20 protein-coding genes and 1 pseudogene are annotated in these 22012 nt (G+C 60.2%); 16 read left to right on the top strand and 5 right to left on the bottom strand.

Going from position 1 to position 22012, the window contains the following annotated elements; all coding sequences use genetic code 11:
- The first annotated feature begins 68 nt into the window (after positions 1-68).
- The 9 genes and pseudogenes from QIT27_RS08340 to QIT27_RS08300 all read left to right on the top strand — a co-directional run bounded on the left by QIT27_RS08340 (position 69) and on the right by QIT27_RS08300 (position 8116).
- Positions 69-713 carry a TRAP transporter TatT component family protein gene (locus QIT27_RS08340; RefSeq protein ID WP_159342632.1) on the top strand — a complete coding sequence of 215 codons (645 nt, stop codon included), beginning with the start codon at positions 69-71 and terminating at the stop codon, positions 711-713.
- Between the two features lie 107 nt (positions 714-820).
- A complete protein-coding gene (locus tag QIT27_RS08335; RefSeq protein WP_159342631.1) occupies positions 821-1471 on the top strand; it encodes an NUDIX domain-containing protein in 651 nt (216 codons plus the stop codon).
- A 9-nt stretch (positions 1472-1480) separates the two neighbouring features.
- Entirely contained in the window at positions 1481-1927 is a 447-nt protein-coding gene (locus QIT27_RS08330; RefSeq protein ID WP_159342630.1) for a DUF1249 domain-containing protein, read from the top strand.
- Positions 1928-1969: 42 nt separating this feature from the next.
- Positions 1970-2143: pseudogene (locus tag QIT27_RS08325) on the top strand (DUF1249 domain-containing protein); the annotation flags it as partial.
- 39 nt (positions 2144-2182) lie between these two features.
- Complete coding sequence (locus QIT27_RS08320) at positions 2183-2917, top strand: phosphodiesterase (protein ID WP_253015864.1); 735 nt, start codon at positions 2183-2185, stop codon at positions 2915-2917.
- Positions 2918-3106: 189 nt separating this feature from the next.
- Positions 3107-4066: a sulfate adenylyltransferase subunit CysD gene (gene cysD, locus QIT27_RS08315; RefSeq protein WP_159342628.1), complete on the top strand. Its 960-nt coding sequence runs from the start codon at positions 3107-3109 to the stop codon at positions 4064-4066.
- Positions 4066-5511: a sulfate adenylyltransferase subunit CysN gene (gene cysN / locus QIT27_RS08310; protein ID WP_285263444.1), complete on the top strand. Its 1446-nt coding sequence runs from the start codon at positions 4066-4068 to the stop codon at positions 5509-5511. Before cysD ends, cysN begins: the two co-directional genes overlap by 1 nt.
- Positions 5512-5600: 89 nt before the next feature.
- A complete protein-coding gene (locus tag QIT27_RS08305) occupies positions 5601-6491 on the top strand; it encodes a homocysteine S-methyltransferase family protein (protein WP_285263443.1) in 891 nt (296 codons plus the stop codon).
- Positions 6492-6529: 38 nt separating this feature from the next.
- Complete coding sequence (locus QIT27_RS08300; RefSeq protein WP_285263442.1) at positions 6530-8116, top strand: ABC transporter substrate-binding protein; 1587 nt, start codon at positions 6530-6532, stop codon at positions 8114-8116.
- A 63-nt stretch (positions 8117-8179) separates the two neighbouring features.
- On the opposite strand, the gene QIT27_RS08295 is transcribed toward QIT27_RS08300, so the two are convergent.
- The 3 genes from QIT27_RS08295 to QIT27_RS08285 are packed head-to-tail and all read right to left on the bottom strand — an operon-like array spanning position 8180 to position 10470.
- Positions 8180-8995: an ABC transporter substrate-binding protein gene (locus tag QIT27_RS08295; RefSeq protein WP_285263441.1), complete on the bottom strand. Its 816-nt coding sequence runs from the start codon at positions 8993-8995 to the stop codon at positions 8180-8182.
- Between the two features lie 39 nt (positions 8996-9034).
- Complete coding sequence (locus QIT27_RS08290) at positions 9035-9769, bottom strand: ATP-binding cassette domain-containing protein (RefSeq protein WP_285263440.1); 735 nt, start codon at positions 9767-9769, stop codon at positions 9035-9037.
- Complete coding sequence (locus QIT27_RS08285; protein ID WP_285263439.1) at positions 9766-10470, bottom strand: ABC transporter permease; 705 nt, start codon at positions 10468-10470, stop codon at positions 9766-9768. Before QIT27_RS08285 ends, QIT27_RS08290 begins: the two co-directional genes overlap by 4 nt.
- 168 nt (positions 10471-10638) lie before the next feature.
- Between QIT27_RS08285 and QIT27_RS08280 the strand changes: the two genes are divergently transcribed.
- The 4 genes from QIT27_RS08280 to QIT27_RS08265 all read left to right on the top strand — a co-directional run bounded on the left by QIT27_RS08280 (position 10639) and on the right by QIT27_RS08265 (position 14072).
- Entirely contained in the window at positions 10639-11520 is an 882-nt protein-coding gene (locus tag QIT27_RS08280; protein ID WP_253015880.1) for a substrate-binding domain-containing protein, read from the top strand.
- A gap of 122 nt (positions 11521-11642) precedes the next feature.
- Entirely contained in the window at positions 11643-12206 is a 564-nt protein-coding gene (locus QIT27_RS08275) for a type 1 glutamine amidotransferase domain-containing protein (protein ID WP_285263438.1), read from the top strand.
- The gene (locus QIT27_RS08270; RefSeq protein ID WP_285263437.1) at positions 12206-13324 is read left to right on the top strand and encodes an App1 family protein phosphatidate phosphatase; all 1119 of its coding nucleotides are present in this window, start codon (positions 12206-12208) and stop codon (positions 13322-13324) included. The genes QIT27_RS08275 and QIT27_RS08270 overlap by 1 nt, the downstream gene beginning before the upstream one ends.
- A 73-nt stretch (positions 13325-13397) precedes the next feature.
- Positions 13398-14072 (top strand): zinc metallopeptidase, encoded by a 675-nt coding sequence (locus QIT27_RS08265; RefSeq protein ID WP_285263436.1) that lies wholly within the window; start codon positions 13398-13400, stop codon positions 14070-14072.
- A 28-nt stretch (positions 14073-14100) separates the two neighbouring features.
- Here QIT27_RS08265 and cmoB read toward each other — a convergent pair whose 3' ends face one another.
- Positions 14101-15111 carry a tRNA 5-methoxyuridine(34)/uridine 5-oxyacetic acid(34) synthase CmoB gene (gene cmoB, locus QIT27_RS08260; RefSeq protein ID WP_285263435.1) on the bottom strand — a complete coding sequence of 337 codons (1011 nt, stop codon included), beginning with the start codon at positions 15109-15111 and terminating at the stop codon, positions 14101-14103.
- Between the two features lies 1 nt (position 15112).
- Positions 15113-15856, bottom strand: coding sequence for a carboxy-S-adenosyl-L-methionine synthase CmoA (cmoA, locus tag QIT27_RS08255; protein ID WP_253015888.1), 744 nt, complete (start codon positions 15854-15856; stop codon positions 15113-15115).
- A 114-nt stretch (positions 15857-15970) separates the two neighbouring features.
- Here cmoA and pgi point away from each other — a divergent pair, with 114 nt between their 5' ends.
- The 3 genes from pgi to parC all read left to right on the top strand — a co-directional run bounded on the left by pgi (position 15971) and on the right by parC (position 22012).
- Complete coding sequence (gene pgi, locus QIT27_RS08250) at positions 15971-17674, top strand: glucose-6-phosphate isomerase (RefSeq protein WP_285263434.1); 1704 nt, start codon at positions 15971-15973, stop codon at positions 17672-17674.
- A 183-nt stretch (positions 17675-17857) separates the two neighbouring features.
- On the top strand, positions 17858-19753 hold the full coding sequence (gene parE / locus QIT27_RS08245; protein WP_285263433.1) for a DNA topoisomerase IV subunit B: 1896 nt from the start codon (positions 17858-17860) through the stop codon (positions 19751-19753).
- 6 nt (positions 19754-19759) lie between these two features.
- Entirely contained in the window at positions 19760-22012 is a 2253-nt protein-coding gene (gene parC, locus QIT27_RS08240; protein WP_285263432.1) for a DNA topoisomerase IV subunit A, read from the top strand.

The following is a 22012-nucleotide window of genomic DNA, read 5'->3' as shown; positions in this document are numbered from 1 at the left end:
GGCGAATCATTCAAACGTTCGTTACATTATCTGAGTAAGCCGCTACAACAACAAACCTGGAGGTTTCTATGCACGCTATTCCCTTTTCCCGCTTGTTGATCGCCGCCGCCCTGGGCAGCACGCTGGCGCTGGCCCCCTTGAGTGCGTCGGCGTTCGAGGGTGAGATCTTTTCACTCAAAAACCGCTGGGAGCATACGGTAACGCAAATGCCCGCGAACCAGCGGGAAGAGACGCTAAAGGCGCTCGCCAGTGAAGCCGAACAGCTCGCCAGCCAGCATCCTAACGAAGCCGACGTGTTGATTTGGCAGGGGATCGTGCTGGCCTCCTATGCCCGCGAACGCGGTGGGTTGGGAGCGTTGGGAACGGCCGGAGACGCCCGCGACGTGCTGGAGCGTGCCATCGAGATCGACCCCACCGGTGGCAATGGCTCGGCCTACGTGACGCTGGGGGCACTCTACGACCGGGCGCCGGGCCGTCCATTAGGCTTTGGCAATAGCGATACTGCCGAGCGCATGTTCCAGCGCGCGTTGGAGCTTCGCCCCGACGGCATCGACGTGAATTATTACTACGCGGCGTTCTTGAAAGAGGAGGGCAACACCCAGGCGGCGCGGGAGCATGCCCAGCGTGCGGTGAACGGCACGGCCCGTGAGAACCGTCAAGTATCCGATGAGGCGCTGCGCCGTGACGCCGAGGCGCTACTCAGCCAGTTGTAACGTACCCGTCATCTTTTCGACACTGATGACACGCGGTTAATCACCGCATTGGCATTCCCGGTGGGCAGCATTGATAATAGGACGATTGTGATCACCGGGAGTGCCGTATGGGTCCTACGCTTGGTCGTGATGATGTCGAACTCATCCAACGCGACACCCTCTATCAAGGATTCTTTCGCTTAGAAGCGCTGGAGCTGCGCCACCGCCTGTTCGAAGGCGGCTGGAGCGATGCCATGCGCCGCGAAGTCCATCACCGCTTCGATGCGGTGGGTGTGCTCCTCTACGACCCCCATCGTGATGCGCTGGTACTGATCGAGCAGTTTCGCGCCGGGGCGATCGATGACCCCACCTCCCCGTGGAAATTAGAATTCGTCGCGGGTCTCGTGGACAAAGACGAGTCGTTGGAAGACGTTGCCCGCCGCGAAGCGCTGGAAGAGGCCGGTTGCCAAGTAGGGCAACTGACCAAATTGCACACCTACTATCCCAGCCCCGGTGCCTGCAACGAGCGCGTGACGCTGTTTTGCGGCCTGGTGGATACCCAAGGGCTCGGCGGTGTGTATGGAGTCGACGATGAGCACGAAGACATTCGCGTGCATATCGTCACGTTTACGCATGCTTGGGAACTCCTAGAGCAGGGAAGACTCGACAACGCCATGTCGTTGATTGGGCTGCATTGGCTGGCGGGGCAGCGGGCATCGCTGCGCGCCGCGTCTCAACGTGCCGCCCTTTCGACGACTGACGCCAAGCGAACCCAGTAAGGAGTCATCATGGCAAGAGCCGCCTACGTTACCGATTTGAAAACCCTACAGGGCGAATGCAGCGCGAACTATCTGCGTCTGCTGCGCCTAGTGGGGGATATGGAGAGCGGTCAGCGCCGTGATATCGCCCTGCGCAGCGATCACCAGCACTTTGGTGACTTGCACTTGGTGATTCTGCAGGAAGCCCCCTATACCACGCTGGTAGAGGTCTCCCAGAGCGGGCCGCTGGATGCCGTGATTGAAGGGCCGCGCATGCGCGTACACCTCTACCATGATGTGCGCATGGCAGAGGTGATCGATTTTCAGCGCGAGCGCCACTTCAGCGGCCGCTACCGCTACCCCAATGCCCGCATGCATCAACCGGATGAAAAGCTACAGCTCAACTGTTTCTTGGGCGAGTGGTTGGCCCACGGGCTGGCCCATGGTCATGCGGTGGACATGCCCGAGCTACGTTAATTCACGTCGTACACGATTCAGGTTAAGGGAGCTAGGTGAATGCGGCTTGTCCAAATTACCGATTCACACTTACATGCAGATAAACAGGCGCGCTCCCGAGCAGGTGCCCGCATGCATCAACCGGATGAAAAGCTACAGCTCAACTGTTTCTTGGGCGAGTGGTTGGCCCACGGGCTGGCCCATGGTCATGCGGTGGACATGCCCGAGCTACGTTAATTCACGTCGTACACGATTCAGGTTAAGGGAGCTAGGTGAATGCGGCTTGTCCAAATTACCGATTCACACTTACATGCAGATAAACAGGCGCGCTCCCGAGCAGGGATTCCGTGGCAGCAGTTTCAACGCGTGCTAGAAGCGGTCGCCGCAGAGCGGCCCGATGTCGTCGTGTTCACCGGCGACGTCAGTCAGGATGAAACCGCTGCCTCCTATGCCCATGCACGGGAAGCGCTTTGTGCGTTGCCCTGCCCGTGGTTCTGGATACCGGGTAACCATGATCAGCTAGAGCTGATGAGTGCCGAGCAGCCGCTGCTCGACGAAGTGGATTTGGAGCAGTGGCGCTTGCTACTGCTCAATACTCAGGTCGTTGGCAAGCCCCACGGCGAATTAGGAAGCGACGCCTTGGGCGCGCTGGCGGCGCGCCTCGAACACGACGACCGTCCCACACTGATTGCCATGCACCACCCGCCGGTGGACGTGGGAGCCGCCTGGATGGATGCGATCGGCCTACAGGACCGCGATGCTTTTTGGCAGCTCCTGAGCGCGTATCCGCAGGTAAAAGTGATCCTGTTTGGCCACGCGCATCAGGCCTATGCCCAGCATCATCAGGCAGCAGGCACCGATATCGGCGTTTATGGTTGCCCCGCCCTGTCGGATCAATTTCTGCCAGGGGCTGAGGCATTTGCCATCGACGAAGCTTCACGCCCTGGTTACCGCATCGTCGACTTTCACGGCCAGGCGTGGGAGACCTGGGTGGAGCGCGTGATCGTGTGATGTTTTTAGGCGTTATAGATCTAAAAAGATAGTTATTAATTCTTTTGGGTTATTATTGACCTAGCGTTACCCTACCCACAAATGCCCGTCTTGCGATCCCTGTGCGCTGGACGGCCGTTCATGTTTGCAAAGGCTTCCTTGAAAAGCCGTCTCGATACAAGCAAGCACCGTTTTGTGAGGGAGTAGGTAATGAACCAGTTTTCTGCGCCGTCGGCGGCAACGCAAGAGGTGCCAAGCGCACCGGATGCTGCCCGGCTGACCCACCTGAAGCAGCTCGAAGCCGAGTCGATCCACATCATCCGAGAAGTGGCGGCAGAGTTCAGTAACCCGGTGATGATGTACTCCATCGGTAAAGACTCCTCGGTCATGCTGCACTTGGCGCGCAAAGCCTTCTACCCTGGCACGCCGCCATTCCCGCTGATGCACATCGATACCACCTGGAAGTTCCGCGAAATGATCGCGTTCCGCAACCGCATGGCGGAAGAGGCGGGCATGGAGCTGATCGTACACACCAACGAAGAGGGGCGGGCTGCCAACATCAACCCCTTCGATCACGGTAGCGCGAAGTACACCGATATCATGAAGACCCAGGCGCTCAAGCAGGCGCTGGATAAATACGGGTTCGATGCGGCCTTTGGCGGTGCGCGCCGCGACGAAGAGGCGTCCCGTGCCAAAGAGCGGGTGTACTCCTTCCGCGACAAGTACCACCGCTGGGACCCCAAAAACCAGCGCCCCGAGCTTTGGAACGTGTACAACGCCAAGGTCAATAAAGGCGAATCGATTCGCGTGTTCCCGCTTTCCAACTGGACCGAGCTGGATATCTGGCAGTACATCTACCTCGAGTCGATTCCCATCGTGCCGCTCTATTACTCCGCCAAACGCCCGGTGGTCGAGCGCGACGGCATGCAGATCATGGTGGACGATGACCGCCTGCCCCTGGCCCCTGGTGAGGTGCCGGAAGAGAAGTGGGTGCGTTTCAGAACGTTGGGCTGCTACCCGCTCACTGGCGCGGTGGAGTCCAAAGCCGCCACGCTGCCGGAAATCATCCAAGAGATGCTGCTGACCAAGACCAGCGAGCGCAGCGGCCGTGCCATCGACCACGATCAGGCCGGTTCCATGGAGAAGAAAAAGCGTGAGGGGTACTTCTAATGGCACACCAATCAACGTTAATTGCCGATAACATCGAGCAATACCTGCACGAGCACGAAAACAAAGACCTGCTGCGCTTCATTACCTGCGGCAGTGTCGATGACGGTAAATCGACGCTCATCGGCCGGATGCTCCACGACTCCAAGATGATCTTCGAAGATCAGTTGGCAGCCATTACCAAGGCCTCGAAAACCAGTGGCACGACCGGCGATACGGTGGATCTGGCGCTCCTGGTGGACGGGCTACAGTCCGAGCGAGAACAGGGCATCACCATCGATGTAGCCTACCGCTTCTTCTCTACCGAAAAGCGCAAGTTCATCATTGCCGATACCCCAGGGCATGAGCAGTACACCCGCAATATGGCCACCGGTGCCTCCACGGCAAGCCTAGCGATCATTCTGATCGACGCACGTTACGGCGTGCAGACCCAGACGCGCCGCCACAGCTTCATTGCCGACCTGCTGGGCATCCAGCATCTGGTCATTGCAGTGAATAAGATGGATTTGGTGGGCTTCTCGGAAGCACGCTTCAACGAGATCGTCGACGAGTACCGCGCGTTCGCTACCAACCTGCAGGCCCCGGACATCCGTTTCGTGCCGATGTCGGCGCTCAACGGCGACAACGTGGTCAACCGCAGCGAGCAAACGCCTTGGTACTTCGAGGACGGCGAGCGCTACGAGGGCAAAACGCTGATCGAGCTGCTGGAGAACGTCGAAGTCACCCGTGATCAGAACCTCACCGATTTGCGTCTGCCGGTGCAGTACGTCAATCGCCCGAACCTGGACTTCCGCGGCTACTGCGGCACGCTCTCGGCGGGGGTGCTGCGTCCCGGCCAGGCGGTCAAAGCGCTGCCTTCAGGTAAGACGTCGCGCGTGGCACGCGTGGTCACTTTCGACGGTGATTTGGACGCGGCGTACCCCGGCCAAGCGATTACCGTTACTCTGGAAGACGAGATCGACATTTCCCGCGGTGATTGGATCGTCAGCGCCGATGCCGAGATTCCGCTGTCGAACGTCTTTAGCGCCGACATCGTGTGGATGCATGAGGAGGCCCTCACGCCCGGCAAGCTCTACGATATCAAGCTGGCGACCCGCGATTTAGCGGGGCAGGTCAGCGCCATCGAGTATCAGGTCGACGTCAACACGCTGGAAAAGCACGCCACCGATTCGCTAGGGCTCAATGCCATTGCCCGCTGCGAGGTAGAGTTGACCGCCGCTATTCCCGTCGACGATTATCGCACTAGCCCAGGCACCGGTAGCTTTATCGTGATCGATCGGCTGACCAATGTGACGGTGGGAGCGGGCATGATCCGTGGCGTGGCGAATGCGCGCCAGCAGGCTGCCACTACCGATTGGGCCGCCTTCGAACGCGATCTGAACGCGCTGGTGCGCAAGCATTTCCCGCACTGGGAAGCAAAAGATATCGGGTCGCTGCTGGGACGCTAACGCCGCCCCTTATCGAACCCCTGTTGACGCCGCTCTGCGGCGTCAATTTTTAGGTAATGCTGAATCGAGACACCAAGGAGCGAGAGTCGATGTTAACCCTGTTAGACGGTGGCTTAGGACGTGAGTTGAAACGCTTAGGTGCCCCGTTTCGCCAGCCGGAGTGGTCGGCGCTTGCGCTAATGGAAGCCTCCGAGTGCGTGACCCAAGCGCACCGCGCGTTCATTCAGGCAGGCGCCGAGGTGATTACCACCAATGCCTATGCCGTCGTGCCCTTTCACATTGGCGAGGCGTGCTTTGCCGAGCGCGGCTTGGCACTGGCGACGCTGGCGGGAAAGCTAGCGCGTGACAGCGTGGCGGGAGACGCGGTGACCGTCGCGGGATCGCTGCCGCCGCTGTTCGGTTCTTATCAGCCGGCGCTCTTCGATGCCCAGCGCGCCCCGGAACTGCTGGCCACGCTGATCGAGGGTCAAGCTCCCTACGTGGACGTGTGGCTGGCAGAGACGCTGAGCGCCACGGAGGAGGCCCGAGCCGTGGCCGTTGCGCTGGGTGACGATACCCGCCCACGCTGGTTCTCGTTCACCCTGCAAGACGCTGATGAAAATGGCGAACTGCCCTGCGTGCTGCGCTCTGGTGAGGGGGTCGACGCCGCAGTGAACGCCGTGCTGGAAGCCGGTGGGGAAGCGCTGCTGTTCAACTGCAGCCAAGCGGAGGTGATGGAAGAGGCGCTTCGCCAAGCGCACGCCGTGGTGCTGGAGAAAGGGGCCACGCTGCGTTTGGGCGTGTACGCCAATAGTTTCGTCCCCCAGAGTAACCGCATCGCCGCCAACGCCGGTGTGAGTGACATGCGCGATGACTTAGGGCCCGATGCCTATGCTGACTTCGCCCAGCGCTGGCAGGCCGCCGGCGCCACTATGATCGGCGGCTGCTGTGGTATTGGCCCTGAGCACATTGCCAAGCTGGCCGACGCGGTACGTAGCTAGCAGCGTGTTGTTATTGATTGCATAGGATGAATCTCCCCATGAAGAAAGGAACGAACTTGCCCAATGCGGGGCGCATGGCTGGCGTCACCCGTCGCCAGTTTCTGCAACACTCCGCTGCGCTATCGGTATCTGCCAGCGCCTTGGGCGGACTACTGTTGCCACGCTGGGCGAGCGCACAAACGGATGCTACCCCACAACGCGGTGGGCATCTCATTTTGGCGATCGATAACGCCTCTAGCAGTGATCGTTTGGACCCGGCCTACTACTTCGAGCAGTACATGTACCATGTGGGGCGTCAGCTATTTAATACCCTGACCGAACTCCACGATGATGGCACGTTGGCACCCGGGTTGGCCGAATCGTGGGAGACGACCGATGCGACGCAGTGGGTCTTTACCCTGCGACAAGGCGTGACCTTCCATAACGGCAAAACCCTCACCGCCGACGATGTGGTGTACTCGCTCAACCATCACCGTGCCGACGATTCGCCTTCGGCCGTGAAAGGTTACATGGAGCAAATCACCGAGCTGACCGCCCGTGGCCAACATCAAGTGGTCATGACGTTGTCGGCGCCCAACATGGACTTGCCGTATTTGCTGGGAGAGGTGAACTTTGCCATCACTCCTGCCGGTGCGAATTTCGATGACGGGATTGGCACCGGGCCGTTCGTGCTGGAGAGCTTTGAGCCGGGAGTACGTACTCTGGTCAAGCGCAACGAGAACTACTGGAAGTCGGATCGTGCCTTCGTCGACAGCGTCGAAACCCGTGCCTTCAACGATGCCACCGCACGGGTAGCGGCACTGATGAGCGGCTCGGTTCACTTCGTCAACCGGGTGACATCCAGTATCGTCAGCCGTTTGGAGAGCGCGTCATCGCTCACCATCAACCGTAACGTGGGCAGTTTCCAGGTAACGTTCCCCGGCTTGGCCGACCGCGCGCCTTTCAATAACAAAGACGTCCGTTTGGCCATGAAGTACGCCCTCGACCGAGAGCAACTATTGAATCTGCTGGTGCAAGGCTATGGTCAGGTGGGCAACGACTCACCGCTATTCCCCAGCAATCCTTACTTCACCACTGATCTCCCCAGCCATGCCTTCGATCCGGACAAAGCGCTCCATCACTGGCGTCAATCCGGCATGGATAGGCCCATTCGGCTAAGCACCGCAGACGGTGCGACCTTTGAAGGCGCGGTCTCGGCGGCGGAGCTGTATCAGCAGTCGGCCCAGCGTGCCGGAATACCGCTGGAGGTCAATCGCGTCCCCGCCGATGGCTACTGGTCGGAAGTGTGGCGTCAGCACGAGTTTTGCGCCTCTGGCTGGTCGAGCCGCCCAACGGCGGATGCCTACCTTTCCATGGTCAATTTATCGAATGCGCCGTGGAACGAAGCGCGCTGGGCCAACGAGCAGCTCGATCAGTTGATCATTGCGGCACGTGGTGAGCAGGACGAGACCAAGCGGCGTCAGATGTACCACGATATCCAGGTGCTGTATCAGCAGGAGGGCAGCACCGTGGCACCGCTCTATATGGATTCGATCTCTGCCAATCGTGCTGACGTACGCGGCTATATCGACGTGCCGGGTGAGGTAGCGACTCGCTCGGTCGAGAAGATGTGGATCGCCAGTTGAGCCAAGGGTGACCCGAGCCGAGCGCCAGCCCGTCGAACGCGGGCTGGCGCTTTGGCGATCGGCTTACTCAGCGTTAGGAAAAAACAGCTGTTGGCCGCCTACCTCGAAGTCAGCAATCGCCTGCTGGCCTTCCTCAGAGACGAGCCACTGGTGCCACTGGGCGGCTAAATCGTGCTTCAAGTGCGGATGACGCTCTTCCGAGAGCAGCAGGCTGCCGTACTGGTTAAACAGCGCTTCGTCACCTTCGAACAGCAGCGTGAGGTTTTGCGGATTATCGAACGCGACCCAGGTGGCGCGGTCGGTAAAGGTGTAGGCGTCCATACCCGCAGCGGTGTTTAGGGTCGGGCCCATGCCACTGCCCAGCTCGCGGTACCACTCGCCTTGAGGCGTCACGCCCGCATCTTCCCACAACCGCAGTTCGGCGCGGTTCGTGCCGCTGTCATCGCCTCGTGAGGCAAACGGTGACCCGCTCTCGGCGATACGCGCAAAGGCGTCTGCCACGCTCTCGCTGTCGCTAATGCCTGCCGGGTCGTCGCTGGGGCCTACGATCACGAAGTCGTTATACATGACGTCTAAACGCTCCGTGGCGTAACCGTCCGCCACGAACTGCTCCTCGCCTGCCGTATCGTGTACCAGCAGGCTGTCAGCATCACCACGGCGGCCGATCTCAAATGCTTGCCCGGTGCCGACGGCTACCACGCGCACGTCGATGCCGGTGGCCTCGGTGAACGTGGGGATAATGGCATCGAACAGCCCTGAGTTCTCGGTGGACGTCGTGGAGGCGAGTGTAATGAAGTCGTCATCCGCGAGTAGCGAAGCACTCCAGGCCAAGGCGGTCGTGCATACGCTGGCGGTGATAAGCGTGGTCGTTGTCTTCACGGTCTGCTCCTTTGGGTGTTGTTCAACGCTGAGTGGGGGTCACCAAACCAGTTCGCCCCGGATAAACGCCCTGGCCTGCGAGGAGGCCGGGGTGTCGAAAAATCGCTCGGCGCTGGTGTGCTCCAGCACCTGGCCGCCGTACATAAACAGCACGTCGTCGGCGAGCCGCTTCGCCTGATGTAGGTCGTGGGTTGTCATGACGATGCGCGTCCCGCTCTGGTGAAACTCATTCACTGCATCTTCCACCGCCTTAATGGCGGCGGGATCAAGGGCGGAGGTGGGTTCATCCAAAAACAGCACGGCAGGGGTTAACAGCCAAGCGCGGGCCAGGGTGAGCCGCTGCTGCTCGCCGCCAGACAGCACCCGCGCGGGGCGCTTGGCCAGAGCTGCTAAGCCGAACTTCTCCAGTGCCTGCCAGGCGAGCGCTTTGCGCTCCCGGCGAGGCACGCGTTTGACGGCCAGGGCGTAGATCAGGTTATCGATGACCGAGCGACGCAGCAGCACCGGCCGCTGAAACACCATGGCCTGGACGGGAGGTGCGCCTTCCCAGCTAACGTGGCCGCTGCTAGGGCGGAGTAGTCCATGAGCCAAACGCATGAACAGACTTTTACCCGCCCCGTTAGGCCCCATGATCAGCGTGCGCTGACAGCCAGACAGCGTGAGGGTGGTGGGCGCCAACAAGGCGTGACCACGATGGGTGAAGCTCGCCTGCTGAAAGTGCAGGGCTGGCACATTGGCCATTGAGGTGAAAGAGGAGGTGAGCGGTGCATTCATCCTAACCGCCTCTTGGCCGCTTCACTGATCGCATGGGCCAGCGCATTGATGAGGGTGACCAGCGTCAGCAGTACGATGCCCAACCCGAGCGCCAGGGGAAGGTCCCCCTTGCTGGTCTCCAGCACGATGCTGGTGGTCATCACCCGAGTCACGCCGTCGATATTGCCGCCGACGATCATCACCGCGCCCACTTCGGCGCTGGCCCGGCCAAAGCCCGCTAGAATCACCGTCAGCAGGCCAAAGCGCGCATCCCACAGTAGGGTGGGCATCATGCGTCGCTGGGTCAGCCCCAGCGAACGTAGCTGCTCGGCGTACTCATGGTGCAGGGCTTCCACCTGCTGGCGCGTCAGCGCGGCGATAATGGGAAATACCAGGATGACTTGAGCAATCACCATGGCGCTGGGCGTGAACAGCAGCCCAAACGAGCCTAATGGTCCTGCCCGGGAGAGCAGCAAATAGACACATAGCCCAGCCACGACCGGAGGTAGCCCCATCAGTGCATTGAGTACGACGATCAGTCCGTTACGTCCAGGGAAACGCCATAGGGCGAGCGCCGCTCCCACCGGCAACGCCAAGGCGCTGGCGATCAGCACGGCGACCAGCGACACCTGCAAAGAGAGCACCACGATGTCGATCAAATCGGAGTCCATGCCCAGAATCAGCGCGAGCGCCGTATAAAAAGGGTTATCACTTGCTGACATAAGTACCTGATGTAGAAGCGTCGGGTCGCGCACACGCCAGTGCGGTGGCCACGGGAGAATCGTGAGAGCTAAGCGTTTTCGTTAGGCTGCATAGTGTACGTTTACTTGATGTTATGCATTGGTTACTGAAATATATGCAGCCATACGCAGCTAAATGCAGGGTGAGCGATGCCAAACGACTATTTGACCACCGCTGAGGTGGCGGACTATCTGCGTTTGAAAGAGCGCAAGGTGTACGACCTGGTGCGTCAGGGCCATATCCCCTGCAGCCGTGCGACGGGAAAGCTGCTGTTTCCTCGACAGCATATTGATATGTGGGTGCTTAGCCACTTGGAAGGCGACCAGGCGCAGCGGCAGCCGCCTCCGCCGGTATTGGCGGGCAGCCAAGACCCGCTGCTGGAGTGGGCGGTGCGCGAGAGCGGGAGTGACTTGGCCTCGCTGTGTCAGGGCAGTGGCGACGGCGTCCGACGCTTGCTGGAAGGCAGGGCGATGCTAGCGGGGATCCATCTGCTCGACGCGGCTTCCGGGCGCTATAACGAACCTGCTGCGTTGGGCCTGGGTGGAGTGCGCGATCTGATCGTGCTGCACTGGGCCACGCGCCGCCAGGGGCTGCTTTTGGCCCCAGGCAATCCGTTGGGCATTCAATCGGTGGGCGACATTGCCAAGCGCAAAGCCGTGCTGGCCCATCGTCAGCCGGGCGCAGGAGCCGCGCAGCTCATGAACTGCTTGCTGCAACAGGCTGGCGTCGCGCACGAAGCGCTGAGATGGGCGGCGCACCCTGCGCTCAGTGAAGACGATTTGGCCCTGGCCATCGCCCAAGGTGACGCCGATGTCGGGCTTGGCATGCAGGCCGCTGCCCAGCGCCAGCAGTTGGAATTCCTTCCGCTGGTGGAGGAGTCCTTCGATATGGTCATGCATCGACGCAGCTATTTCGAGCCCGCCGTTCAGGCGCTTTTTGCCTTTGCGCGTACGCCCCGTTTTGCCCAGCGAGCCAGCACCCTTAGCGGTTACGATGTGGGCCAGCTAGGGCGTGTGTTGTACAACGCTTAAGCGCCTAGCGACTGGACGATTTTGGTATCTGCGCTTGACGATTGTATAAGATGCGCCACACTGGGAGAGGCGTTGTAAACGTAATCAAGTCACTGAAAAATCATCACGAAAAGGAGAGCATGATGAATCAAGCACTGAACGGTAAGCGTGTTGCTATTTTAGCCACCGACGGTTTCGAAGAGTCCGAGCTGAGCGTGCCTCGCGCGGCGCTTCAGAAAGAAGGGGTCGAGGTGCATATCGTGTCGCCGGAAGGTAAGGGCATTCGCGCCTGGGCCGAAACTGACTGGGGCGATACTTACGACGCCGACAAAGCCTTGGCCGACGTCAACGAGTCGGATTATCACGCGCTGGTACTCCCAGGCGGCTTGTTCAATCCTGACGAGCTGCGCCTAAATGACGACGCCTTGAGCTTCGTCAAAGCGTTTTTCCAAGCGGGTAAGCCGGTTGCCGCCATTTGCCATGCCCCCTGGATTTTGATCAACGCAGGCGTGGTCGACGGGCGCAAAATGACCTCCGTGCCAAGCGTTGCCCAAGACCTGCGTAATGCCGGTGTAAATTGGGTGGATGAGCCAGTGGTGGTCGATAGCGGCCTCGTGACCAGCCGTACTCCTAAAGACCTGGATGCTTTCAACGCCAAACTGCTGGAAGAGCTGCAGGAAGGGCGTCACTCAGGCCAGCACGCTTAATGGCGTGGTACCACCAGTGGGCAAGCTTTGCCAAAAGGCTTGCCCACGTTGTTGCAAAACCGATGAAGCGGGACAGTGGCCGCAGTGGGATGATGGTACACCCCTATCGCGGCTACGGTTCTCAGCGGGAAATCTTCGTCATGGGCCGAGTGTTCCGCCAAGCGGCGCTCGGCCGCGCCATTCCTAGACGCGGCATGCTGCGCGATACCGCAGACGTGGCGCGCCGCGTCTTCCGTCGCGGACTTGCCGGTGCCAAAGTCGATATCCGGGTTGGGAATAACGCGCTCTGCTTGACCACCGACAGAGACGGTTACTTCGACGCTCACCTGCCTGTCACGACGCCGCTGCCGGTCGACGTTTCCTGGCATCGTGCCGATATCCTGGTACACGCCCAGGGCCATCCGCCCATCCGCACGAGCGTCGAGGTGTACGTCCCGCCTCCCGAAGCGGATCTGCTGGTGATCAGCGATATCGACGATACGGTGATGTTCACCGGCGTGGCGGAAAAGCTCAAGATGCTCTATCGACTGTTCGTCCGCAAGCCACACCGGCGGACGGCCTTCCCTGGCGTCGCGTCGCTCTATCAAGCGCTTTACCGTGGACAGACCGAAAAGGGCGAACGACCGATCCTTTACGTTTCCCGTGGCCCCTGGGCCATTTATGAAATGTTGGAAGCCTTTTTCCAAATGAACCGGATCCCGGTTGGGCCGATTCTGTTTTTGCGGGAGTGGGGCATCTCATGGCGTAAGCCTTGGCCGCGCCGGGCAGAAGCGCACAAGCGTGAGCTCATCGACCGCATGCTGGCGCTGTATGACGACATGCCGTGTATTTTGATTGGCGATAGCGGTCAGCATGATCCCGAGGTCTACACGGAGGTCGTCAAAGCCTACCCGGATCGGATCAAAGCGATCTACATTCGCCGTGTGGATAGCGACCCACAGCGTGAAGCCGCCATCCAGCGCTTGCGCGATGAATTGGCTCACACCGAGTGTGAGCTGGTCTTGGCGGCAGACAGCATTTTGATTGCCGAGCATGCTCACGCCCAAGGGGATATTTCAGCGCGCGGCTTGCAGTCTGTACAGCGCGACGTTGAAGCCCATCGTCACGAGCCCGCCTAAGCTGTGTTCCCCTGCCATTCGTGGTAAAACTAAGCGTTGATGTCTCTCTTACTTGGCGGGTTCCGGTGTCGTGATGCTCATCCTCTTAATCGTGCTGGCGCTGGCCATTTTCGTGCTGCCCAACCTATGGGCAAAATGGGTATTAAAGCGCCATACCCGAGGGCGTGATGATTACCCAGGTACCGGTGCGGAATTGGCCGAACATCTGCTGCGCCGTATGGGTGTGGAGGGCGTACGGGTAGAGCGCACTGAGCAGGGCGACCATTACGACCCCGAGGCACGCTGTGTACGCTTAATGCCCGATCACTACGATGGCCGTTCGCTGACGGCGGTGACCGTTGCCGCCCATGAAGTGGGTCATGCCATTCAGCACCACGAAGGTTATGCGCCACTGCTGGCCCGCAGCCGTTTGGTACGGGTGGCCCAAAAGGCTGAAAAGCTAGGGGCGATTTTGATGATGGCCGCGCCATTTCTGTTCCTGCTGACGCGTCTACCCGGCGGGCTTGCGATGATTATCGTGATGGCGGTGATTAGCTTCGGCACGGCGGCGCTGGTGCATCTCGTCACGCTGCCGGTGGAGTTCGATGCCAGCTTTAATCGCGCGTTGCCGCTGTTGAAAGAGTACGTGCCGCCTGCCGATATGGCCGGTGCCCGCCACGTACTCACCGCCTGTGCCTTTACCTATGTGGCGGCGTCACTGGCCAGCGTGATGAACCTGGGCCGCTGGCTGGTGATTTTAAGACGCTGATTGAAAAGTGCTGGGCGGCCATCACTCACTACTCCGGCTTGTTCGCCAGAATCACCGCACGGCGTGGGGCGGGGTAGCCTTCTATGGTGCGGCTGCGGTCATCCGGGTCGAGGAAGTCCGCCAGCGACTGGTAGGTCATCCACTCGGTGGAGCGCTGCTCATTGAGTGTCGTCACCGCTTCATCCACCACTCGCACGTTGGTAAATCCGCAGCGCTCTAGCCAGTGGCACAGCGCTTTGGAGGAGGGCAAAAAGTAGACGTTAGGCATGGCGGCGTAGCGCTCTCCGGGTACGAATACGGTCTGCTCATCGCCTTCTACCACTAGCGTCTCCAGCACTAGCTCACCGCCAGGGGCCAGTGCACCTTTTAGCTGTTGCAGATGCTCAAGGGGCGAGGGGCGGTGGTACAGCACGCCCATGGAGAACACCGTGTCGAAGAAACCTAGGTTCTCCGGTACGTCCTCGATACCTACCGGCAGAAACTGCGTGCGGCCGTCATCGGCATTGCCGACGAAGTGGCGCACCGCCTGGAACTGCCAGTAAAAGCGTGGGGAAGGGTCAATCACCAACACGAAAGCGGCGCCTGCACCCGCCATCCGCCAGGCGTGGTAACCGCTGCCGCCGCCTACATCCAGCACCTTGCGGTAATTCAACGGCGCGAGATGCGGCGCGACACGCTGCCATTTCCAGTCGGAGCGCCACTCGGTATCGATCTCGATACCACCCAGGTTGAACGGCCCTTTACGCCACGGGGCCAGCTTGCGCAGCAGGTTGAAGCACTGGCGCTGCTGGCTGTCGGTGAGGTCTATTTCCACCGTCAACGTGTCGCTGTTCAAATCCACACGGCGCTCTTCCGGCAGCGGTGGCAGTTTGGCTACGGCTTTTTCCCAGGCGGAGAGATCGCCGTGGCGCTGGCGGTCCAACCCGCTGGCGAGCTGCTCGGGGAGTTTGGCAAGCCAGGGCGTGAGCGAGGCATCTTGAGTGGCCTGGTTTAAAAACGCTTGATACAGCACGCGATGATCGTCGGGGAGTAGCGCCACGTTAACCCTCCTTAAAGGCGATCAGCGAAGTGAAGTTCAGGTACTGGAACCAGGTCATGGCGCGGGGAAAGCCTGCCAGCGACAAGCGCTCGTGCAGCGCATCCAGCGTATCGGGAATCAGCACGTTCTCAAGGGCAGTGCGCTTTTGGCTGATCTCCATATCGCTGTAGCCGTTAGCACGCTTGAAATCGTGGTAGCGCTCGACCCGCCAAGCGTTATCACGCTCGTCGGCATCGACGGTCTTTTCCGACAAGATCAGCACGCCGCCGGGCTCGAGCGTGTCGTAAAGCCGCTTGAGCAGCGCATCACGATCGGCCGGTGGCAAAAACTGCAGCGTAAAGTTGAGAATGATCATCCCCGAAGGCGCATACTCGTAGGTACGAATATCGGCTTCTTCCACCTGCATGGCGTGCTCGGGGCACTCATCGAGAAAGGTCTGCTTCGCCCGGGCCGCCATGGCCGGGGAAAGGTCGATACCGGTATAGCGGAACGCATCGGCGGGTAGAGCGCCTGCCAGGGCGAGTCCGGATGCGCCTAGCGAGCAGCCCAGATCATAAACATGGGCACCGTGGCGCAGATGGCGTTTGGCAATCAGGCTCAGCATACCCAGGATTTGGCCGTAGCCGGGCACCGAGCGGCGGATCATATCGGGGAAGCACGCGACGACCTGTTCATCGAAGGAGAACCTAGCCACCTTGTCTAGGGGTGTTGAAAAGATAGCGTCGCGGTAAGATGCATCACTCATGGGCAAGCCAGGATGGTTAATGAGGTTGCGTAGTTTACGCGCCCTTGTTAGCGCAGAACAGGCCTGATCCATTCAGATTCCTGCCTCACGGAACGACGCCACAGGAGAGGGCACATGGCTTCAGCAACAGCAACTCCCGATACGCTTCCCGCTTGGCAAACGTTACAGCAGCATGCGCAAGCGCTTAAACATGTCCACTTGAAGAACCTGTTTGGGGAAGACCCCAGCCGTTGGCAGAACTTTACGCGTCAGGTGGCGGGGCTCACTCTCGATCTTTCCAAGCAGCGGTGGGACGACGATACGCTGGAGCACCTGCTGGCGCTGGCCCAAGAGGCGGGCGTGCCAGCGGCCATCGAGGCGCTGCTGAGCGGTAAACGGGTGAACGTCAGTGAGAACCGCCCAGCGCTGCATACCGCCTTGCGCCTACCTGCGGATGCGAGCCTGGACGTGGAAGGCGAAGATATCGTCGGGGCCGTGCATGACAGCTTGGCGCAAATGGAGCGCCTGGTGCAGCGGCTACATGCGGGCCAGTGGAGGGGGGCCACCGGCAAGCCTATTCGTCACGTGGTGAATTTAGGCGTGGGCGGCTCGGATTTAGGGCCGCTGATGGTGACTCATGCCCTCGCGGACTATCGCCCCAGCGATATTCACCCGGTGGAGGTGCATTTTGCCTCCACGATGGATGGTTCCCAACTGGCGGATTATCTCAGCCGGTTCAACCCCGAAACCACGCTATTCGTGTTGTCGTCGAAGTCGTTCACCACCATCGATACGCTCTCCAACGCCAACACCGCTCGCGACTGGCTGATTGGTCGGCTCACCCAGCACGCCGACCTACCGGACGCCAGCCCCCATGCCAAACCGATTAGCGAGGCGCTCATCCTGCGCCAGCACTTCATCGGTGTATCGGCCAGCCCCGACAAGATGAGCGATTGGGGAATTACTCCGGACCACCAGTTGATGTTCTGGGAGTGGGTTGGCGGACGCTACTCGCTGTGGGGCACCATTGGCCTGCCGATTGCGCTGGTGATCGGCATGGAGAACTTCCGCGAGCTGCTGGCGGGCGCCCATGCCATGGATCGCCATTTTCGCGAGGCGCCGCTAGAGGACAATCTGCCGGTGTTGTTAGGGTTGGCAGGTATTTGGAACGTCAACTTCTTGGATATTCGTGCCCACTCGATTCTGCCTTATGACGGGCGGCTTGAGTACTTTGCTGCTTACCTCGAACAGCTCGAGATGGAGTCCAACGGCAAGTCCGTGACCCGCCAGGGCCAGGCGGTGAACTACTCCACCTGTCCGGTGCTGTGGGGCCAGTTGGGCCCCAACGCCCAGCACGCCTTTTACCAGCTGTTGCACCAAGGCACCCAGCCGGTAGTCTGCGACTTTATCGCGCCTTTGAAGCGCTACGATGAGGTGGAAGAACCAGACACCCGCCGCCACTTGAAGGCTCAGCATCGTCTGGCGCTGGCCAACTGCTTTGCCCAATCCCGCGTGCTGATGCTGGGGGACGATGCTTTGGAGGAGGATGGCCCGCGTCCCGAACACAAGCGCTATCGTGGCAACCAGCCCTCGACCACCGTGCTGCTGGACAAGCTCACGCCTGCAACCCTCGGTGCGCTGATTGCGCTCTACGAGCACAAGGTGTTTGTACAGGCAGTGATATGGGACATCAACCCCTTTGATCAGTGGGGCGTCGAGCTGGGCAAGCAGATTGCCACCGATACCCAGGCCATCATTGATGGAGAGGGCGACATTGGCCGAATGGACGCCTCTAGCCGCGGTCTCATCGAGGCGTTTTGGGCCGCAGAGCAGGCGTAGGCAGCTCGATCTATATGGCTGGATATACAGCTTTTTGCTTTTCCGCTATCCTGTGTACCTTTATGCGCGGTCTCTTCCGGTGTGCCTTTCGCGTTAAGAGGGCTAGTGACTGCCTTTGTACGGCACCCAACCAGGCCGCCTGTACGCTTTTGTTCAGTACGTTTTTTCAGGAACCGACGTTACATGACCCAGTTTGATGCCTCCCAGTACGGCGCGAGTTCGATCGAGGTTCTCTCAGGCCTCGAGCCGGTGCGAAAGCGTCCCGGTATGTATACCGATACCTCACGTCCCAATCACCTCGCCCAAGAGGTCATCGACAACAGTGTCGACGAGGCGCTGGCGGGTCATGCTTCGAGCATCAGCGTGGTGCTTCACAACGACGGAGCCATCGAAGTCCAGGATAACGGCCGCGGCATGCCGATCGACCTGCACCCGGAACACGGCGTCTCCGGGGTCGAACTCATCCTGACCAAGCTTCACGCGGGCGGTAAGTTCTCCTCGTCGAGCTACCGGTTCTCGGGTGGCCTTCACGGCGTGGGCGTCTCGGTGGTCAATGCGCTGTCTCGACGGTTGGAAGTCGAAGTGACCCGCGACGGTGCCCGCCACGCCATTGCCTTCGAGCACGGCGAAAAGGTCGAAGAGCTGCATGAAATCGGCAAAGCCGCCAAACGTGCCACCGGCACCCTGGTACGCTTCTGGCCCGACGAAAGCTACTTCGACAGCCCGAAGCTCGCGCTATCCAAACTGAAGCACCTGCTGCGCGCCAAAGCGGTGCTTTGCCCAGGACTCTCGGTCACCCTGGTCGAGCCGGATGGCACCAAAACCGAGTGGGCCTACGCCGATGGCCTGCGCGACTATCTGGCTGAAGCCACCGATGGCTATGAGGTGCTGCCCAAGGAGCCGTTTGTAGGCCACTTCAGTGACGACGAGCACGGCGTGGACTGGGCCATTCAGTGGCTGCCGGAAGGTGGCGAGGCGCTCCTCGAAAGTTACGTCAACCTCATTCCCACGCCCCAGGGTGGCACCCACGTCAATGGTTTTCGGTCCGGCCTGCTAGACGCTCTGCGGGAGTTCTGTGAATACCGCAGCCTGCTGCCCCGCGGCATCAAGCTCACTGCCGACGATTTGTGGGAGCGCGCCTCTTTCGTGCTCTCGGTGAAAATGCTCGATCCACAGTTTGCGGGACAGACCAAGGAGCGCCTCTCGTCGCGCACCATTGCTGGGTTTGTCTCAGGCGTGGTCAAAGACGCCTTTTCGCTGTGGCTGAACCATCACGTCGAGCAGGCCGAACAGCTTGCCGAACTGGTGATCAGCGCGGCCCAGCAGCGCCAAAAGAAGTCGAAGAAGGTCGCGCGGAAAAAGGTGACGTCGGGCCCCGCACTCCCCGGCAAGCTGGCGGACTGTTCGGGGCAAGATCCGGCGCTGAGCGAGCTGTTTCTGGTGGAGGGCGACTCGGCCGGCGGCAGCGCCAAGCAGGCGCGTAACCGCGACACCCAGGCCATCCTGCCGCTGCGGGGTAAGATTCTCAATACCTGGGAAGTGGACTCCCACGATATTTACGGCTCCCAGGAAGTCCACGATATTGCCGTGGCGATTGGTGCCGACCCGGGCAGCGCCGACCTCGAAAAGCTGCGCTATCACAAGATCTGCATCCTCGCGGATGCCGACTCCGACGGTCTGCATATCGCCACGCTGCTCTGCGCGCTGTTCGTCAAACACTTCCCCGCCCTTGTCGATGCAGGGCATGTCTTCGTTGCCATGCCGCCGCTGTACCGGATTGATCTGGGGAAAGAGGTGCATTACGCCCTGGATGAGAGCGAGAAAGCCGCCATTTTGAAACAGTTAGCGAAAAAGCGGGGCACGCCCAACGTCCAGCGCTTCAAGGGCCTGGGTGAAATGAGCCCGCTACAGCTGCGCGAAACCACCATGGCCGTAGAAACCCGCCGTCTCGTTCAGCTCACGCTGGACGAAGGCGATGGCACTCTGGAAATGATGGACATGCTGCTGGCCAAGAAGCGCGCAAGTGATCGCAAAAAGTGGCTGGAAGATTACGGCAACCTCGCAGACATAGAGATATAACCCCCGATGACCATGGATATTCAAGTAGCGGAGGGCGACGTCGAGCGTCTGTCCCTACGCGATTACACCGAAAAAGCGTACCTCGACTACTCGATGTACGTCATTCTAGACCGCGCCTTACCCAACATTGGCGATGGCATGAAGCCCGTTCAGCGGCGGATCATCTACGCCATGCGCGAGCTGGCGCTGCATGCCAATGCCAAGTACAAAAAGTCGGCGCGTACCGTCGGTGACGTACTGGGTAAGTTTCACCCCCACGGAGACAGCGCCTGTTACGAAGCCATGGTGCTGATGGCGCAGTCGTTCAGCTACCGCTACCCGCTGGTGGATGGCCAGGGTAACTGGGGAAGCCCCGACGACCCGAAATCTTTCGCGGCCATGCGCTACACCGAGGCCAAGCTCTCCAAATTTGCCGAAGTGCTGCTCAGCGAGCTGGGCCAAGGCACCGTGGAGTGGGCGCCGAACTTTGATGGCACCATGCAAGAGCCTGTAGTACTGCCTGCGCGGTTGCCCCACGTGCTGCTCAACGGCGGCACCGGTATTGCGGTGGGCATGGCGACCGATATTCCGCCCCATAACGTCTCAGAAGTGGTGGAAGCCACTTGCCACCTGCTGCGTCATCCCGAGGCCACTACGGCGGATTTGATGGCGTTTGTGCCTGCACCGGATTTCCCGACGGATGCAGAAATCATCACGCCGAAAGCGGATCTGCGTAAGCTCTATGAGACTGGCCGAGGCTCGGTCAAATTACGCGCCCGCTACGTACGTGAAGACGCCAACATCGTCATTACCGCCGTGCCCTATCAGGTAAGCGGTGCCAAAGTATTGGAGCAGATCGCCGCGCAAATGCAGGCGAAAAAGCTGCCTATGGTGGCCGACCTGCGCGATGAATCGACTCATGAAGAGCCGACCCGCTTGGTGATTGAGCCACGTTCGAGCCGTGTGGATGTCGAAGCGCTGATGGCGCACCTGTTTGCCACCACGGATCTGGAAAAGAACGTGCGGGTGAACATGAACGTGATTGGCCTAGATGGCCGCCCACGGGTGATGCCGCTGACCGATATGCTGGGTGAGTGGCTGCGGTTTCGCCGTGCAACGGTGCGCCGCCGCCTGGAGCACCGTTTAGGCAAAGTGGAAGATCGCCTGCATATTTTAGAAGGCCTACTGACCGCTTACCTGAATATCGATGAGGTGATCCGCATCATCCGCGAAGAGGATGAGCCCAAGCCTGCCCTGATGAGCGCCTTTGGCCTGACCGAGCGCCAGGCCGAAGCGATCCTTGAACTGCGTCTGCGCCATCTTGCCAAGCTGGAAGAGATGAAGATTCGCGGCGAGCAGGATGAGCTGGAAAAAGAGCGTAAAACCCTGCAGGGGCTGCTGGGTAGCGAAGCCAAGCTCACCACGCTGATCGAGAAAGAGATCCGCGCAGCGGGTAAAGAGCACGGCGACGAACGCCGTTCGCCGTTGGTGGAGCGCAGCGAAGCCAAAGCGCTCTCCGAAGTGGAACTGCTGGGGGCCGACCCGATTACCGTAGTGCTGTCCGATAAAGGCTGGATTCGTGCTGCCAAAGGCCACGATATCGACCCCGAAGGGCTCTCCTACAAAGCGGGGGATAGTTTCCGCTTAGCAGCCCGAGGTAAAACCAATCAGCCGCTGGTGCTGCTGGACGATACCGGCCGCGCCTACACCTTGGCAGCACACAACTTGCCCAGTGCCCGTGGCCAGGGCGAGCCGGTGACCGGTCGTGTGAACGTGGCAGCGGGGGCGCAGATGGCGGGTTTGATGCTCGCGCCGCCCACCAAACGCTTCCTGCTTGCCAGCGACGGGGGCTACGGGTTCGTGGCTCAGCTCGAAGCCCTTACCGGCAAGAACAAAGCGGGTAAAGCCGTGCTCAGCGTGCCCAAAGGCTGTCGCGTCATGCCCCCCATCGAGGTGCCTGAAGGCGAAGGGCTCTGGGTAGCCTCGGTGTCCAATGAAGGTCGTTTGCTGCTGTTTCCTCTGGATCAGTTGCCCGAGATGGCCAAAGGTAAAGGCAACAAAATGCTTGATATCCCCGGCCCCCGCGCCGCACGGCGGGAAGAGTTCGTGCGGGATATTGCCGTGGTGGCCGAAGGCAGCGAGCTGATCATTCATGCGGGCAAGCGCAAACTGACCCTCAAAGCGGATGACCTAGCGTATTATCGCGGGGAGCGTGGCAGAAGGGGCAGCAAGCTGCCGCGTGGTTTCCAAAAAGTAGATCGTTTAGAAGCAGGGGAGTAA

Source organism: Halomonas sp. LC1, assembly GCF_030247125.1.
GTDB lineage: Bacteria > Pseudomonadota > Gammaproteobacteria > Pseudomonadales > Halomonadaceae > Vreelandella.
This window is presented reverse-complemented; position numbering and strand designations above follow the sequence as displayed.

Coding starts and splice junctions, on each gene's coding strand:
- QIT27_RS08340 (WP_159342632.1), top strand. CDS start 69: ATGCACGCTATTCCCTTTTCCCGCTTGTTGATCGCCGCCGCCCTGGGC.
- QIT27_RS08335 (WP_159342631.1), top strand. CDS start 821: ATGGGTCCTACGCTTGGTCGTGATGATGTCGAACTCATCCAACGCGAC.
- QIT27_RS08330 (WP_159342630.1), top strand. CDS start 1,481: ATGGCAAGAGCCGCCTACGTTACCGATTTGAAAACCCTACAGGGCGAA.
- QIT27_RS08320 (WP_253015864.1), top strand. CDS start 2,183: ATGCGGCTTGTCCAAATTACCGATTCACACTTACATGCAGATAAACAG.
- cysD (WP_159342628.1), top strand. CDS start 3,107: ATGAACCAGTTTTCTGCGCCGTCGGCGGCAACGCAAGAGGTGCCAAGC.
- cysN (WP_285263444.1), top strand. CDS start 4,066: ATGGCACACCAATCAACGTTAATTGCCGATAACATCGAGCAATACCTG.
- QIT27_RS08305 (WP_285263443.1), top strand. CDS start 5,601: ATGTTAACCCTGTTAGACGGTGGCTTAGGACGTGAGTTGAAACGCTTA.
- QIT27_RS08300 (WP_285263442.1), top strand. CDS start 6,530: ATGAAGAAAGGAACGAACTTGCCCAATGCGGGGCGCATGGCTGGCGTC.
- QIT27_RS08290 (WP_285263440.1), bottom strand. CDS start 9,769: ATGAATGCACCGCTCACCTCCTCTTTCACCTCAATGGCCAATGTGCCA.
- QIT27_RS08285 (WP_285263439.1), bottom strand. CDS start 10,470: ATGTCAGCAAGTGATAACCCTTTTTATACGGCGCTCGCGCTGATTCTG.
- QIT27_RS08280 (WP_253015880.1), top strand. CDS start 10,639: ATGCCAAACGACTATTTGACCACCGCTGAGGTGGCGGACTATCTGCGT.
- QIT27_RS08275 (WP_285263438.1), top strand. CDS start 11,643: ATGAATCAAGCACTGAACGGTAAGCGTGTTGCTATTTTAGCCACCGAC.
- QIT27_RS08270 (WP_285263437.1), top strand. CDS start 12,206: ATGGCGTGGTACCACCAGTGGGCAAGCTTTGCCAAAAGGCTTGCCCAC.
- QIT27_RS08265 (WP_285263436.1), top strand. CDS start 13,398: ATGCTCATCCTCTTAATCGTGCTGGCGCTGGCCATTTTCGTGCTGCCC.
- cmoA (WP_253015888.1), bottom strand. CDS start 15,856: ATGAGTGATGCATCTTACCGCGACGCTATCTTTTCAACACCCCTAGAC.
- pgi (WP_285263434.1), top strand. CDS start 15,971: ATGGCTTCAGCAACAGCAACTCCCGATACGCTTCCCGCTTGGCAAACG.
- parE (WP_285263433.1), top strand. CDS start 17,858: ATGACCCAGTTTGATGCCTCCCAGTACGGCGCGAGTTCGATCGAGGTT.
- parC (WP_285263432.1), top strand. CDS start 19,760: ATGACCATGGATATTCAAGTAGCGGAGGGCGACGTCGAGCGTCTGTCC.